Below are 16,480 nucleotides of genomic sequence, written 5' to 3'. Positions count from 1 at the left end.
ATAATCAGCCAATAGCCATTTTTTTGTACATTTGTGATTCAAAGTTTTGGAAACGAAATGCAAACAAAAAATACTTTTTTAAATCTGAATAAATGGATATGCATAATTGTTTGTGCTTTTATTTTTGAGTCGTGCACTGTTGCCAGTTTTGTTCGTTATATGGGAACAACAGAACCGATTCAAAAAAACGAAGATGAAATTTACAATTATTTGAAAGAAGAAGATTTCTTGTTTTACGATTATTCTTTTATTTTGCCAAAACACAAAAGAGATACATTTTCTCTAACACCCCATCATTTAGATGTATGGAAATATGAGAGAAAATTAGAACAATCGCCGATACAACTCCGCATTTACGATTCAGTTGGCAATTTCGTAAATGGCTATTGCCAATGTTACGGGGAAATGAAAATTGTAAATATACTTTCTAAAAAAGACTTCAAATTTTTTCCACAATTCCCTAACAACTACGATTTAAAATTTTCAGACGAACTGGTACTTTGGGACGTCCCATCGAACGAACAATTGTTATTTGAAAACAGTAACAAGAAATACACTTTTGTGATATACTGGAATATTTGGTCTAATTATTATTCGAAAATAATTTTCAAGAAATTAAAAAAATACTTGAAAAAGTACGATATGCAAGACGATGCTCTGATTATTATCGTCAATACAGACAATATCTCCTTTTGATATGATGGAGTTTCGAGTTCCGAGTTATGTAACTCCCGACTTGGAACTCCTAACTCAGAACTAACCAAAGGCTAACTGCCAAAAGCTAATTAAACAATGTTATTTTGTAAAAAACCGTATCTTTATCAAAACTTTTGATTTTTGAAAGTTTTGATAAAGCAAAGTTTAATTAATTGAAAAAACAGTAGTATACGAGTAAATTAATTAGTCGCGAAAAGTATATTCAGCAATTAGAAAAGCTGAGAGACGAACATATTATCAAAGTTATCACAGGGTAAGTCTTTGCTGTTTGATAAAGAAAAAATCCAAACCGTAATAAACCAACAGCGAACCAATCTCGCTGACGTGGAGTATCTTGATTTGGATTTAATTACAAATGTAGTACAAAATTTTAAAAATCCTCCACTACCCGACGAGGATTTAACAAACATTAACAAAAATGGGGATAATATCCGTTTCCACTCCGACCCATCACCCATCACCCACCACTATTCACCATTCACCACTTTTTTATACCTTTGTAGTTCTAAATTCAGAAACACGCAATGCGAACAAAAATTATAATGCCTACGGCTTACTTTCCGCCAATAGAATGGTGGGTTTATATTTTGTCGTACGATAGTTTTGAAATAGAAATTTTTGAGACATACAGCAAGCAAACAATCAGGAATCACTGTGTTATTGCGTCTTCGCAAGGTAAGCAAAAACTAATTGTGCCAATAAATAAAACGAGCGGCAATCACACTATTACAAAAGATATAACTATAGATTATTCTCAAAACTGGATAAGGCAACATCTGCGTAGCATTGATACAGCTTACAACAAATCCGTTTATTACGAATATTTTAAAGATGATATTTCGCTGTGCCTGAACAATAAATACAAATACTTGATTGACCTAAATTACGATTTGTTGCAAATGTTTTTCAAGTGGTTGCAGATAAAACAAAACATAGACTACACAACACAGTTTGTAAGTGCCGATTTATTGCAAGATTTGAATAAAACAGAAATCGTACATTTGTGGGAAAATAGAAACGAAATTTCAGAATACAATTCTTATTGTCAGGTTTTCGACGACAAAATGGAGTTTATTCCTAACCTGAGCATTATGGATTTGTTTTTCAATCTAGGATTAGATTCTTACTTTTACCTACAATCGTTAACAAAGAATATCAAAAAAAAATAATAAAATGGACGAACGCCTAACATCTTTTAAAAAGCTTTTAGATATAATGGACGAGCTGCGCTCGAAATGCCCTTGGGACAAGGAACAAACCAATGCTTCGCTGCGCCATCTGACCATTGAAGAAACCTACGAGCTTGCCGATGCCATTATTGAAGAAGATGACAAGGAGATAGCCAAAGAACTTGGCGATTTGCTTTTGCATATAGTGTTTTATGCAAAAATAGGAAGCGAAAATAACGCTTTCGATATTACCGATGTAATAAACGGAATAAATGAAAAACTTATCAGGCGACATCCACACATTTTTGGTGATGTTAGTGTAGCCAATGCCGACGATGTTAAAAACAACTGGGAAAAAATAAAAATGCGTGAAGGAAGAAAATCGGTTTTGGAAGGTGTGCCAAAGTCGTTGCCGGCAATGGTTAAAGCATATCGAATACAAGACAAAGCGAGAGGCATTGGCTTCGATTGGGATAACAAAGAACAAGTATGGCAAAAAGTCCTTGAAGAAAAAAACGAATTGTTTGCCGAAATTGAAAACAATAATGCAAACAGTACGGAAGAGGAATTTGGTGACCTTTTGTTCGCACTTATCAATTACGCCAGATTTATTAATGTTAATCCCGAAACGGCTCTAGAAAAATCTAACAAAAAATTTATAAGCAGATTTCAAGAAGTAGAAAAATTAGTTTCTGCCGACAATAAAAACTTAAACGATATGAACCTTGACGAGTTAAATGAATACTGGGATAAAGCCAAAATTAAACTTAACAAGTAGTATCTTGAAAACAGTAGGATTAGAGAGTGTTAAAGTTTTGTGTTTCAGTTTATAAATTAGGTAAAAACAACAAGTTTCATATATTTTTATACTTTTGCAAGATTAAAATATTTTTTATAGAAAATGAATATAGAAATATTAAAATCCAAAATTCATAGGGCTACCATTACGCAAGCCGATTTAAACTACGTTGGCAGTGTAACGATAGATGAGGATCTGATGGACGCAGCTAATCTAATAGAATTTGAAAAAGTTCAGGTATTAAATATAAACAACGGCGAACGTATTGAAACCTATGTAATAAAAGGCGAAAGAGGTTCGGGAATAATTTCTCTTAACGGTGCAGCAGCCAGAAAAGGACACGTCGGTGATTTGGTGATAATCGTTTCGTATGCGTCTGTTAATTTTGAAAAAGCAAAGAATTATAAACCTGCCATAGTCCACACTGACAACAAAAATAAAATTGTATAATTGAAAGCAACTTTTAAAGATATTGCCAAGTTAGTCTTTTTCCTAGGAATAGGATTTTTGTTTATATGGCTTTTTGTCAGACGCCTAAATTCAGGCGAAAAACAAGAAATTCTTCTATCTATGAAAAATGCAAACTATCTTTGGTTGGGTGCTGCTGTGGTGTTAGGTGTTTTATCTCACGTGCTGCGTGCCTTACGCTGGAAAATGCTGCTAAAACCTATGGGGTACAAACCTAAAAACTTAAATATCATTTCGGCAGTTTTTTTAGGATACTTTGCAAACCTTGCATTCCCAAGGTTGGGAGAAATTATCAGATGTACGATTCTGACCAAATACGAAAAAATTCCTTTCACCAAATCTTTCGGAACAGTTATTACCGAAAGGACTGTCGATGTGTTTATGTTTTTATTCGTATTCTTGCTTACTTTCGTTCTTCAGGGTAAATTGCTCTCCGATTACATGCAAGAAAGATTTTACCAACCGCTTACCGAAAAAATAAATTTGAGTATAGGTTTTTTTCAACTAATATTTATTGTAGCCATTGCTACTGTTGTTATCGCAGTCATTATTTGGTTTTTGTTTAAAAACAAAATAAAAAACCACAGATTTTACCATAAAGTTGTCAAGTTGCTGAAAGGCTTTGCCGAAGGTATTATTTCCTTGCTTAAAATTAAACGCATTTGGTCGTTTATATTCTTGACGTTTGCAATATGGAGCTTGTACTTTTTTATGGCATACATAGTGTTCTTTAGTCTGCCTTCGTGTTCGCACCTAACACTTGTTACCGGATTGGCAACACTAACATTCGGAACAATTGGAATAATATTAGTTCCAGGCGGAATAGGAATATATCCTGTTATTGTTTCGGAGGTTTTGTATATTTACGGAGTTGCCGCAACACAAGGCTACGCAATGGGTTGGCTTATATGGATTAGTCAGAATTTGGCAATATTGGTAGTAGGAATTTTCGCAATTGTTTTACTTCCTATAATTAATAAAAAGCATGAAAGACAACTTAACGCAAATAATAGATAAGATATGGCATTATAGCGATTATCAGCGTGTACAAGATGTAATATCGCAGGCGAGAAGTCGCAACGAAAAGATAATATTTACAAATGGCTGTTTCGATATTGTGCATCGCGGGCATGTTGAATACCTATGCAAAGCCAAGGATATTGGCGGTTTCTTAGTTGTAGGTCTTAATACCGATGCTTCCGTAAGAAAAATTAAAGGACCTAATCGACCTTTGCAAGATGAGGTTTCAAGAGCTAAAGTATTGGCTTCGCTATTTTTTGTCGATTTGGTTATACTTTTCGATGAAGAAACGCCTATAAAGCTGATTGACCTTATTATTCCTGACATTTTGGTTAAAGGCAACGACTACAAACCCGAAGAAATTGTAGGTTACGACACAGTTGTGAACAACGGCGGCGTGGTAAAAACCATACCATTGGTAGAAGGATATTCTACAACATCAATAGTAAATAAAATGAATAAAATTTAATAAATGAAAAGAATATGGTAAAGTTGTGTTTCGTGTTTCGTGTTTCGGGATAACCCGCACCATTCACCGACCACCAATCACCAATCACTATATACCAACCACAAAATGATATAATTATGAAAAAAATACTAGTAACCGGAGGAGCCGGATTTGTCGGGTCGCATTTATGCGAAAGACTCTTAAATGAAGGCAATGAAGTTATTTGTCTGGATAATTATTTTACCGGACAAAAACAAAACATAGTGCATCTTCTTAAAAATCCGTATTTCGAACTTGTACGACGCGATGTTACCATGCCATTTTTTATTGAAGTTGACGAAATATACAATCTTGCGTGTCCTGCGTCGCCTATTCACTACCAGCATAATCCTATCAAAACCGTTAAAACATCGGTAATGGGAGCTATCAACATGTTAGGATTGGCAAAACGTATCAATGCCAAGGTGCTGCAAGGCTCAACAAGCGAAGTTTACGGCGATCCTGCGCAACATCCGCAAGAAGAAAGCTATTGGGGTAATGTTAATCCCATAGGAAAAAGAGCTTGTTACGACGAAGGTAAGAGAGTCGCCGAAACACTATTTGTCAGCTATAATCGACAAAATGATACGCGAATAAAAATTGCCAGAATATTTAACACTTACGGACCAAAAATGCATCCCAACGACGGAAGAGTTGTTTCCAATTTTGTGATGCAAGCTCTTCAGAATAAAGATATTACAATTTTCGGCGACGGACAACAAACGCGCAGTTTTCAGTACATCGACGATTTAGTTGAAGGTTTAATAAGACTTATGAACACTCCCGACGATGTTACAGGACCTGTTAATATTGGGAATCCAAGTGAGTTTACAATTTTGGAACTTGCCGAAAAAATCATCGAACTAACAGGTTCGTCTTCAAAATTATGTTATAAAGAACTACCCGAAGACGATCCTTTGCAACGAAAACCCGATATTTCTTTAGCTAAAAAATTATTAAATTGGGAACCAAAAGTTCAACTAGAAGAAGGACTTATTAAAACCATTGAATATTTTAAAAATTATGTGTAGATTAGAATTGGGTTGCGTGTTGTCCCGAAGTTTCGGGATGTTGCGGGATAATTCTGCGGTCACTGAGCCTGTCGAAGTGCCGCAGTTTAAACTACTCTCCATTTTCGGGTCTTCGGGCTTCGACGGGCTCAGCCACCACAGACACCGAAAATGTCGCATCACTCATCACTCATCACTCATCACTAACCACCAACCACCAATCACTAAATTATGAAAGACATTATATTAATTACCGGAGCAAACGGACAACTTGGTAGCGAACTGAAAGATGTTTTGTCGGATAAATTGTACGATTTAGTTTTCACCGATGTTGAAGAGCTAGATATTACCGACCCAAAATCGGTTAACGAATTTGTTGAAAGACAAAAGCCAAACATTATTATAAATTGTGCCGCATATACCAATGTCGATAAATGCGAAACCGATGCTGAAAATGCTCGTTTGCTTAACGCAGAAGCGCCTAAGTATCTCGCTTTGGCGGCAAACAATGTAAATGCTAAGCTAATTCACATTTCCACCGACTATGTTTTTAGTGGCAATCACTACAAACCGCTTTGCGAGACCGACACTTGCAATCCTAATACGGTTTACGGCAAAACCAAACTTGAAGGAGAAAAAAACGTATTATCTCTTGCAAAGCAAGCCGTTATTATTCGTACGTCGTGGTTGTATTCATCTTACGGAAATAATTTTGTTAAAACTATGCTCAATCTGTCGGAGAAAACCGACATTGTAAAAGTCGTCTTCGACCAAATAGGAACTCCAACCTACGCCTACGATTTGGCTTCGGCAATAGCTGAAATTATCAAACAAAAAGAAAAAATAATTGATACTCAAATATTTCATTATTCAAACGAAGGCGTTGCTTCGTGGTACGACTTTACCGCCAATATCTACCGCTTAAGAAATAAAAAAACAAATCTTATTCCTGTTCTTTCTGTCGAGTTTCCCCGTCCGGCTCAGCGCCCTTTTTACTCGGTATTGGACAAATCGAAAATAAAACAGTTTTTTAACATAGAAATCCCCTATTGGTCAGTAAGTTTGGAAAATTGTTTAAAAAAGTTTTGATAAATATTTTCCTGTAGGGTTGTTTAGTTAGTTTTATTATCTAATTTTGAAACGTGAAACAAAAAGATAATATAGAAAACAAGTCGGCATTAAATGTTATGGAAGCCGTTGATAAACCGCCATCCATAAACGATACTGCTGTAAAAAAGCATTTAAAAAACGCAGCAGGAGCTCTTACCGTCAACGATTATTATCAGGGAATAATAAATGGCGATAGAACTGTACTAAGTCGAGCCATTACTTTAGTTGAAAGTTCCAAACTTGAACATCACAAATTGGCTCAAGAGCTGATAAGTCTTTGTTTGCCACATTCCGGTAGTTCCGTAAGGATAGGTGTTACAGGCGTTCCCGGAGCGGGCAAGAGTACTTTTATTGAAGCTTTCGGCAAACATGTTACATCTTTAGGAAACAAAGTCGCCGTTTTGGCAATAGACCCAAGTAGCACTCGCTCAAAAGGAAGTATTTTAGGCGACAAAACACGTATGGAAGAATTATCGACAGATAAAAACGCTTTTATACGTCCGTCTCCTTCTGCCGGTTCGTTAGGCGGTGTTGCACGCAAAACACGCGAGACAATTATTTTATGCGAAGCAGCCGGATATAATTATATTTTTGTAGAAACCGTTGGCGTTGGACAAAACGAAATAACCGTCCATTCTATGGTTGACTTCTTTTTGCTTGTGCTTATAAGCGGTGCAGGCGACGAACTGCAAGGAATAAAAAGAGGTGTTATGGAAATGGCTGATGCAGTACTGATAAACAAAGCCGATGGCGACAATATCAACAAGGTTAACATCGCAGTAGTCGAAATAAAAAATGCTTTGCATTATTTCCCGCCAACATTTTCGGGATGGCAGCCACAATGCTTACCCTGTTCAGCCATTACCAAAAAGGGAATTCCCGAAGCATTTGAAATGATAAACGATTACGTTGAGTTTACAAAGAAAAATAAATACTTCTACCAAAAAAGAGCCGAACAAGCCAAGCAGACAATGATAGATGTTATAAACAACAGCCTGTTCGACCATTTTTACAACATTGAATCGGTTAAAAATAAAATTAAAGAAACCGAAACTCAACTTCTTAAAGGCGAACTTAGTCCTTACATTGCAGCTCAACAAGTATTGGATATTTACTTTAAAAAATAAATTTACAACTCAATTACGCGCAGCGAAAGTTCCTTCGATAAACCAAATTATCGAATATTATATTTTTGTAAAAATGCATAATTAAAATAAATATTACCCAAAACTAAAATCAAAATTGTACTTTTGTACTTTATTAAGATGACTAAAAATATCTGGCAACATGAATAAGTATTTTTTGTTTATTATACTTTGCGTATTTAGTTCTTACCAATTAATGTCGCAGACTACTACTTTATTTTCCGAAAATTTTGAAACCAAATCAAAAATCAGTGGTTTTAAATTAGAAAACATCGACAGAGCCGTACCTGCTGATACAAATTACAAAGCCTTGAAAGACAGTGCGTGGATAGTTAGAAATGTAGGCAACAACTTAGGCAACGCAGCCATAGCTACTTCTAACTACAATCCGAGCAGACAAGCCGACGACTGGCTTATAAGTCCGCCAATCAGATTGGGCGATGCAAGCACTTTATTCTTCGATTTTTTGTCTGTTACAAGCAACACTTCCGATACAATCGAAATCAGAATTTCCAACACCGAACCCACAATTGCCGGTTGTCTTTTCAATCAGCCGCTTACAACGATTATTACAAACAGCAATAACGCAGGCGTTAATAATTACGAATTACCTTTAAATGAATACGCCAATCAAACCGTATATATTGGATTTAGATTGCACTCCAAAGGTGGAGGTATTGTGGCTGTTGATAATATTTCGGTAGTCGAAAACATAACGCAATTTATTTCTCTCAATTTTTTGGTTGATATGAAAAATTACATTCTTTCGGACGCTTTCGATACCAAAACCGATTTTGTTGATATTGTTGGAAACTTTAATGCTTGGGACGGTTCCCGACATATTCTTAACGCTGGAAACGGCAACGATTCGTCGATATATTCAATAACAATATCAGGATTTAAACTAAATGATGTGTTGGAATTCAAATTCAGAATTAACGGCTCGTGGAACGATAGCACAGTCGAGTTCCCTCACGGAAAACCAAACAGAACATGGACAGTTTCGGATAGTATGTTCTCGTATCAGTGCTTGTACAACAACGAGGGTCAACCTTTTTATAAACCCGTAAGCGGGCGAAATGTAAACATAAGCGTATATCCGAATCCTTTTGTAAATAATATCAGAATAAAAAGTTCAGAAGCGTACAACAACATTAAAATACACTCACAATCGGGAAGACTTGTTTACGAAAAACCTGTAACAAATACTATCGAAACTATCGACCTTAGCTTGTTAACGCAAGGAACGTACATTGTTAGCTTGTACAACCGAAATCAACTTATAGGAAGCAAAATTGTTATAAAATCAAACCACATCAAATAGTAAAATGAGCGACCAAATAAAACACGAATGCGGAATTGCCCTTATTCGTCTGTTACAACCGTTAGAATATTACTACTCTAATTACGGAACCAATACTTACGCCATAAACAAACTTCACTTGCTAATCGAAAAGCAACACAATCGCGGACAAGACGGAGCCGGTGTTGCGTCTATCAAATTCAACCAAAAGCAAGGCAGCCGTTACATCGATTGTGTTAAATCTAACAGCAGTTCGCCTATAAACGATGTTTTTAAGCAGATATATAGCCCTTTTCAGGACTTACAAAAGAACAATCCGAGTCGTTTGAGAGATGTTGGCTATCTGAAAGAAAATGTTCCGTTTTTCGCCGAACTATATCTCGGACACTTACGTTATGGCACTTTTGGCAAAAATAATTTAGAAAACATACATCCGGTAATTAGGTCTAATAATTGGAAAACACGAAATTTGGCTCTCGCCGGAAATTTCAACCTAACCAATGTTGACGAGCTTTTTAATCAGTTGGTTGAATTAGGACAATATCCGATAGCTACTTCCGATACGGTTACAATTTTAGAAAAAATCGGTCATTTTTTAGACGAAGAAAACGAAAGACAATACCGCGAACTAAAAGAGAAGGGGTATTCTAAAAAAGAAGCAACCGAACATATAGCACAAAACATGGATATACGGCAGTTGTTAACGCGCTCGGCACAACATTGGGACGGCGGTTACGCTATTGCCGGAATTATAGGACACGGCGATGCCTTTGTTATGAGAGACCCAAACGGAATAAGACCTGCGTATTGGTACGCCGATAACGAAGTTGTTGTCGCCACTTCGGAACGACCCGCAATTCAAACCACTTTCAACGTTCATGTCGATAAGATAAAGGAAATAGAGCCCGGAACTGCTCTCATCATCAAGCGTAACGGTGAGCATTTTACAGTACCTTTTATAGAACCGCAAAAAAGATTGGCTTGCTCTTTCGAACGTATTTATTTTAGTCGTGGTACGGATAAAGACATTTATTTGGAAAGAAAAAAATTAGGGAAACTGCTTGCTAAAAAAGTCTTGGAAAAAGTTAATTACGATATTGAAAACACCGTATTTAGCTACATTCCCAACACAGCTGCTTCGGCTTTTTACGGAATGAGAGAAGAACTTTTTAATATTTACGACGATATTAAAGTTGACCAAATCGTGAACCTTAAAGACGAGATTTCTCCCGAAAAGGTTAAGCAAATTTTGGCAAAAAAAATCCGTTCCGAAAAAGTTGCTGTTAAAGATATCAAGTTACGCACTTTTATAGCTCAGGAATCGCAGCGCAACGACTTGGTTGCACACGTTTACGATGTTACTTACGGAATTATTAATACGCACAAAGACAATTTGGTGGTCGTCGATGATTCCATTGTTAGAGGTACAACACTCAAAAACAGTATTATCAGGATATTAGACCGACTTGGTCCGAAACATATAGTTATTGCAAGCTCGGCACCGCAAGTCAGATACCCCGATTGCTACGGCATTGATATGGCTGTTATTACCGATTTCATAGCTTTTAAAGCATGCATTGAACTTATTAAAGAAACCAAGCAAGAAAACATCATAAACATTGTTTACAAAAAATGTAAGGAACAAGAATTTGCTCCAAAAGAGCAAATAGTAAACTACGTGAAAGACCTTTACGACTTGTTTACCGAAGAACAAATTTCCGATAAAATTGCTCAAATGATAACTCCATCAGATTGCAAGGCTAAAATATCGGTTGTGTATCAAAGTGTTGAAAATCTTCACAAAGCAACGCCAAACAACTTAGGCGACTGGTATTTTACAGGAAATTATCCAACACCCGGAGGTAATAAAGTTGTAAACAAATCATTTATAAATTTTATTGAAGGAAAAAACGAAAGGGCTTATTAAACAATGATTGCAAGTTATCACACACATACTTTATACTCCGACGGCAAAGGCACAATGCAAGAAATGCTTGAAAAAGCAATTGAGCTTAAACTCAACTCAATTGCTTTTTCCGACCACTCGCCACTACCTTTTGAAACAATTTTTTCGTTTAAACTAGAAAATAAGGAAGAATATTTAGAAACCTATAATCAATTGAAAGACAAGTATAAAGACCAAATAAATCTTTATATGAGTATGGAAGTTGATTATATTCCTGGCATTTCCAGAGATTTCAGTTTTAATAAAAACGAAATGTGTACTGATTTCCTTATAGGAGGTGTGCACATGGTAAAAGCGAGTAATGGCGAATTATGGTTTACCGACGGTCCCGACTATAAAGTTTACGATCAAGGTTTGAAAGATTTGTTTGATAACGATATCAAAAAAGCCGTCAGAACATTTTATTATCAAACCAATGAAATGATTGAAAATCAAGAGTTTGAAATAATTGCTCATTTCGACAAGATAAAAATGCACAACCGAAACAGATTTTTTTCGGAAGACGAAAAATGGTACAAACATCTTGTAGCCGAAACCATAGAACTGATAAAACAAAAAAACTTAATTGTCGAAATAAACACAAGAGGTTTGTACCAAAAGCGTTCGGACACAACATTTCCAAGTCCCGAAATAATTAAAACACTACACGAAATGAATATCCCAATGATTGTAAGCTCCGATGCACATCTGCCCGAAGAGCTTGTTTTGGGTTTCGATTATGCCGAAAAATTGTTGAAACAATTCGGAATAAAGGAGCTTGCCCACTTCGACGGGAACAAATGGAATCTCAGAGAGATACAATTCATAGATAGATAATTTGCCGTTAGTCTGACAAAAAATTCGATTTTTTTGTAACCTTTTATGCTAAGTGTTGTCAAACAGAATATATAAACAAAATATGCCACAACAGCACAGCGATTATTACTACATCGACAGCGTTTTGAGCGGAAACCGCAACGATTATAGGTATTTAGTCGAGAGGCATAGCAGTATGTCGTACAGTGTAGCTTTAAAAATTGTAAAAAACGAAACCGAAGCCGAGGAAATAGTTCAGGAAGCGTTTATTAAAGCTTACAATGTTCTGCATACTTTTAAAAAGAAATCGAAATTTAGTACTTGGTTGTACCGAATTGTATATAACATGGCTATTAATCACAGTAACAGTAAGGTGTATAGGAATTTGTACGACGACAATTCTGAGATTAAAGACAACTCGCTTTACGAAGAAACCGAACTGATGGAAATTGATGAAAACGAGCAAACTGCAGAAAAGTTGAATTGGGCTGTAAAGCAATTGCCCGAAGACGAACAGGTTATTATTACGCTGTTCTATAACGATGATATAAGCATTGCCGATATTGCAAAAATCACCGATCTTTCGGAAGCTAACGTTAAAGTTAAGTTGCATCGCATGAGGAAAAAATTATATCAATTAATGACAACCGAATAATTTTAAGTGTTGGATAAAATGAAGACAATGAAAAAAACAGACAAAAATACATATAGTGATTTTCGCAAAATTGCGAAATTGGTAGATATTGAAAAAGTCGGCAATAGGCTTAACAACAATATTATGGACAGCATAAACAAACTGCCGGCGTACAATTACAGTCCACGGCATAATTTATTGTTAGCCAAAAAGTTACTTCTATCTGCTGCTATTGTCTTTGCTATTGCCGTTATAGTGTTAACATTTGTATTCGTAAGAGTAGATTTACAAAGCATTTTATACCTTGCCAACAAACTATTGACTACTCTAAGCAATTATGCCTACAACATCTTTTACAATATTATATATCCGTTTTTGGTAATTGTAAAAAAATTCTCTTTCGAACTTCAGTTTTTCTATGCGGTTTTAATTTTGTCACTATCGTCGGTTTTGCTTTTCCCCGAAAAAGTAAGGCAGTTTATACATAGTATCAAATAGGTGCGTGTTCCGGGTTGCGTGTTGCGTGGTTCGTGTATCGTGTTTCGGGATAACTCGCACCCCGTCCCGAAACTTCGGGATAACTCGCAACAACACCAGCCAACGGCTAACAGCCAATAACTAATCATCATTAACAACCCCCTGCTTACAATCCAAAACCTTTTTTTTAAAATTCAGGCAAGTCATGTGCCTTTTATCAAGCAAATCCGAGATATGTTTAGCTGAAATATTCGGGTCGCAGCAAACCATAAAAGCAATTTTAAAAGCTTCGGGCAAATTAATTTTACACGAATGAAAAACCGTATGTGCAGTAGCCGATTCCTGTCGCTTGCAGCGAGTGCATCGTCTTGAATAGTCATCGGAGCCGGAACAAAAATTCGTATGACCGCAATGCCTGCACACAAATCCGTCCTTCCATTTTATATCAGCCAAAGTGCGTTTGCAATCCAAATCAGTTTTGTAAATATCATCAAAATTGTCGATAGTAACGTCTTCAAATAAGTCGCTGAAGTTGACACTTGTGTTATTATTTTTTTTGATGTTTTTTAGCATGATAATTGTTAAAGAATTTTAATATTTAGCAAAAGTACAAAAAAATGGTGATATTTTTGTGCTACATTTGTAAATAATATTAATTTTGCAAACCAATAAATGACAATAAAAATAATTAACGAAATCTAATAACTATATGGAACAACCAAACTATGAGTCGGAATATAGAGTATATTAGGTAAGTAGCCATTAGCCCTTAGCTAAACTGACAGCCAATAACTAACAGGCAACGGCTAAGAGCTAAAAGCCAACAGCAAGTTAACATATATTCAAATCAAAATAAATAACGTATGAAACAGAACAGATTAATAATAACAACCCTTGTAATTTTAATGCTTGGTATAGCAAGTTGCGGCAATTCGCAAAGTCCGAGCAAAGAACCTGAACAACAGGAAACCCCCAAAAGCCAAGCTGTTGCAGTTGAAGGAAAAGTGATTAATATGGACAAACAAATGTTCATAGATAAAGTATTCGACTACACTACAAACGGCAACGAGTGGGTTTATAAAGGCGACAAGCCTTGTATCATCGATTTCTACGCCGATTGGTGTCGTCCTTGCAAAATGATAGCACCAATTATGGAAGAACTTGCCGAAACTTACAAAGGTCAAATTGTCATTTACAAAGTTGATACCGACGTACAACGCGAACTTGCAGGAAGTTTAGGAATACGAAATCTTCCAAGCGTTTTGTACTGCCCAATGCAAGGCAATCCGCAAATGTCGCAGGGAGCATTACCCAAAGAACAATTTGAAGCTATTGTAAAAGATTTTCTACTAAATAACAACTAATATAATACTAAAATACTAATAATACTAATAACACTAACGATACTATGGAACATTTAACTAAACAAACTTTTTTGGAAAAAGTTTTTAATTACGAACAAAACGAAGAATGGAAATTTGAAGGCAAATTACCTTGTTTAATTGATTTTTACGCCGATTGGTGTGGTCCTTGCAAAATGATAGCACCTGTTTTGGAAGAACTTTCCAAAGAATACGAAGGAAAAATCAACATTTATAAAGTAAATACCGAAGTAGAGCAGGAGCTAGCGGCAGCTTTTGGAATTAGAAGTATTCCATCTTTGTTGTTTTGTCCAGCCGAAGGACATCCCCAAATGGCAATGGGAGCTTTACCAAAGCCACAACTTGTCGAAGCTATTGATAAGGTATTGCTTAATCCCGAAAAATAATACTTAATACATATCATATACTTTTATTTTTTATAGTTTCTGAAACCGTTTCGTTTTTTAATGAAGCGGTTTTTTTGTTGTTAATTTTGGCTCTTAGCCTTTAGCCCCGAAACTTCGGGGCTATTAGCTAAACTTAGCCAACAGCCAAAAGCCAACAGCCAAAGGCTAAAAAACTAATCAAACCATTTAATTTTAATAATTTAGCTTACCTTTGCAAAATATAACAAAGCAATGCATATTCCGTTTAACAAGCCATACGTTAGTGGCAACGAGGCAATACATATAGCCAAGGTCATTTCAAAAGGGCATTTGTCAGGCAATGGCGAATACACCCAAAGATGCCAAAAATACTTTGAAGACCGCTACGGTTTTGGAAAAGTACTGCTTACAAATTCCTGTACAGCCGCATTGGAAATGTCTGCAATTCTTGCCGATATTAAATCGGGCGATGAGGTAATTGTTCCTTCATACACTTACGTTTCAACAGCCAATGCCTTCGCTCTTAGAGGTGCAAAAATAGTTTTTGCCGACAGCTTGCCAAACAATCCCAACATTGACTCTGACAAAATCGAAAGCTTAATTACCGATAAGACAAAGGCGTTGGTTATCGTTCACTACGCAGGTTTTGCATGCAATATGGACAAAATTGTTGCTATAGCAAAAAAGCACAATTTAATTTTAATAGAAGATGCCGCTCATGCAATAGAATCGAAGTATAAGGACAAATACTTAGGTACATTCGGCGATATGGCTACATTTTCGTTTCACGAAACCAAAATTATTATAACCGGCGAAGGCGGAATGTTGGCTATAAACAACAAAAAGTTTTACGAGCGTGCCGAAATAATTTGGGAAAAAGGAACAAACCGAGCATCATTTAACCGTGGGGAAGTGCCTTGTTATCAATGGATTGATGTTGGCTCATCGTTTCTACCTTCGGATTTAACAGCTGCTTTTTTGTTCGGACAATTGGAAATCATCGACAGAATACAGCAAAAACGCATAAAATTATTCAACTATTACTACGATAGTTTAATTGATATTGCCAGCAAGTATTCGTTTAAACTGCCCGATATTCCTGAATTTTCGACAAAAAACGGACATATATTTTATATTATTCTGCCTTCCAACGAAATACGTGCCAAATTAGCCGATTATTTGAAGTCGAAAAATATATATGCGCTATTTCATTATTTAAGTTTACACCAAAGTCCTTATTATAAGGCTGTAAATCCCAGTGCTACACAACTTAAAAACAGCCAAATGTTTACTTCTTGCTTGCTGCGTTTACCAATGTATTATTCTTTAACGTACGACGAAATCGATTATGTTGTAGAAAACATACATGCTTTTTTCTCCGACATTAACAAGTAACGTGTAGCAATAGCAACCACAATTAGGCTTTTTCTGTAATTAATAAACTTTTAGGTTTCAATTTTGTTTCTTTCATTTTCTTTGCTTGTCCAAAGAAAACGAAACAAAAGAAAAGACACTTTTTACAAGGAATTTTTTATTGCCTTTAGGCAATAAAAACCGTATAAAAGAAACTAAATTTCTTACAGGGATTCAGAAATTTTTAACGTTTCTTTTATACATATTCTGCGTAAAAAGG

The 16,480-nt window shown here is 35.8% G+C and carries 17 protein-coding genes and 1 pseudogene; 17 read left to right on the top strand and 1 reads right to left on the bottom strand.

Annotated features, from left to right (window positions below):
• Positions 1–57 precede the first annotated feature (57 nt).
• From PHP31_04465 to PHP31_04400, 14 genes are all read left to right on the top strand, one after another.
• A complete protein-coding gene (locus PHP31_04465; GenBank protein ID MDD3738527.1) occupies positions 58–696 on the top strand; it encodes a hypothetical protein in 639 nt (212 codons plus the stop codon).
• 545 nt (positions 697–1,241) lie between these two features.
• A complete protein-coding gene (locus PHP31_04460) occupies positions 1,242–1,886 on the top strand; it encodes a WbqC family protein (GenBank protein ID MDD3738526.1) in 645 nt (214 codons plus the stop codon).
• 4 nt (positions 1,887–1,890) lie between these two features.
• On the top strand, positions 1,891–2,664 hold the full coding sequence (gene mazG, locus PHP31_04455; protein ID MDD3738525.1) for a nucleoside triphosphate pyrophosphohydrolase: 774 nt from the start codon (positions 1,891–1,893) through the stop codon (positions 2,662–2,664).
• A 123-nt stretch (positions 2,665–2,787) separates the two neighbouring features.
• The gene (locus PHP31_04450; protein MDD3738524.1) at positions 2,788–3,135 is read left to right on the top strand and encodes an aspartate 1-decarboxylase; all 348 of its coding nucleotides are present in this window, start codon (positions 2,788–2,790) and stop codon (positions 3,133–3,135) included.
• Positions 3,136–4,170 carry a lysylphosphatidylglycerol synthase transmembrane domain-containing protein gene (locus PHP31_04445; GenBank protein MDD3738523.1) on the top strand — a complete coding sequence of 345 codons (1,035 nt, stop codon included), beginning with the start codon at positions 3,136–3,138 and terminating at the stop codon, positions 4,168–4,170.
• Positions 4,139–4,642 carry a D-glycero-beta-D-manno-heptose 1-phosphate adenylyltransferase gene (gene rfaE2 / locus PHP31_04440; protein MDD3738522.1) on the top strand — a complete coding sequence of 168 codons (504 nt, stop codon included), beginning with the start codon at positions 4,139–4,141 and terminating at the stop codon, positions 4,640–4,642. Before PHP31_04445 ends, rfaE2 begins: the two co-directional genes overlap by 32 nt.
• 116 nt (positions 4,643–4,758) lie before the next feature.
• Positions 4,759–5,691 carry an SDR family oxidoreductase gene (locus PHP31_04435; GenBank protein MDD3738521.1) on the top strand — a complete coding sequence of 311 codons (933 nt, stop codon included), beginning with the start codon at positions 4,759–4,761 and terminating at the stop codon, positions 5,689–5,691.
• A 210-nt stretch (positions 5,692–5,901) separates the two neighbouring features.
• The gene (gene rfbD / locus PHP31_04430; GenBank protein ID MDD3738520.1) at positions 5,902–6,759 is read left to right on the top strand and encodes a dTDP-4-dehydrorhamnose reductase; all 858 of its coding nucleotides are present in this window, start codon (positions 5,902–5,904) and stop codon (positions 6,757–6,759) included.
• 98 nt (positions 6,760–6,857) lie between these two features.
• Positions 6,858–7,907 carry a methylmalonyl Co-A mutase-associated GTPase MeaB gene (gene meaB, locus PHP31_04425; protein MDD3738519.1) on the top strand — a complete coding sequence of 350 codons (1,050 nt, stop codon included), beginning with the start codon at positions 6,858–6,860 and terminating at the stop codon, positions 7,905–7,907.
• 160 nt (positions 7,908–8,067) lie between these two features.
• Entirely contained in the window at positions 8,068–9,249 is a 1,182-nt protein-coding gene (locus PHP31_04420) for a choice-of-anchor J domain-containing protein (GenBank protein ID MDD3738518.1), read from the top strand.
• A 4-nt stretch (positions 9,250–9,253) separates the two neighbouring features.
• Positions 9,254–11,155 (top strand): amidophosphoribosyltransferase, encoded by a 1,902-nt coding sequence (locus PHP31_04415; protein MDD3738517.1) that lies wholly within the window; start codon positions 9,254–9,256, stop codon positions 11,153–11,155.
• Between the two features lie 3 nt (positions 11,156–11,158).
• Complete coding sequence (locus PHP31_04410) at positions 11,159–12,010, top strand: histidinol-phosphatase (protein ID MDD3738516.1); 852 nt, start codon at positions 11,159–11,161, stop codon at positions 12,008–12,010.
• Positions 12,011–12,092: 82 nt separating this feature from the next.
• The gene (locus PHP31_04405) at positions 12,093–12,644 is read left to right on the top strand and encodes an RNA polymerase sigma factor (GenBank protein ID MDD3738515.1); all 552 of its coding nucleotides are present in this window, start codon (positions 12,093–12,095) and stop codon (positions 12,642–12,644) included.
• A gap of 27 nt (positions 12,645–12,671) precedes the next feature.
• Positions 12,672–13,121 (top strand): hypothetical protein, encoded by a 450-nt coding sequence (locus PHP31_04400; GenBank protein MDD3738514.1) that lies wholly within the window; start codon positions 12,672–12,674, stop codon positions 13,119–13,121.
• Positions 13,122–13,241: 120 nt separating this feature from the next.
• Here PHP31_04400 and PHP31_04395 read toward each other — a convergent pair whose 3' ends face one another.
• A complete protein-coding gene (locus PHP31_04395) occupies positions 13,242–13,673 on the bottom strand; it encodes a transposase (protein ID MDD3738513.1) in 432 nt (143 codons plus the stop codon).
• Between the two features lie 290 nt (positions 13,674–13,963).
• On the opposite strand from PHP31_04395, the gene PHP31_04390 reads away from it, so the two are divergent.
• From PHP31_04390 to rffA, 3 genes and pseudogenes are all read left to right on the top strand, one after another.
• Positions 13,964–14,464 (top strand): thioredoxin domain-containing protein, encoded by a 501-nt coding sequence (locus PHP31_04390; protein MDD3738512.1) that lies wholly within the window; start codon positions 13,964–13,966, stop codon positions 14,462–14,464.
• 32 nt (positions 14,465–14,496) lie between these two features.
• A pseudogene (gene trxA / locus PHP31_04385) lies at positions 14,497–14,868 on the top strand (thioredoxin).
• A 231-nt stretch (positions 14,869–15,099) separates the two neighbouring features.
• Positions 15,100–16,242 (top strand): dTDP-4-amino-4,6-dideoxygalactose transaminase, encoded by a 1,143-nt coding sequence (gene rffA, locus PHP31_04380; protein ID MDD3738511.1) that lies wholly within the window; start codon positions 15,100–15,102, stop codon positions 16,240–16,242.
• Positions 16,243–16,480 lie beyond the last annotated feature (238 nt).

It is taken from the genome of Lentimicrobiaceae bacterium (assembly GCA_028697555.1).
In the GTDB taxonomy this organism is placed as follows: domain Bacteria; phylum Bacteroidota; class Bacteroidia; order Bacteroidales; family UBA4417; genus UBA4417.
This window is presented reverse-complemented; position numbering and strand designations above follow the sequence as displayed.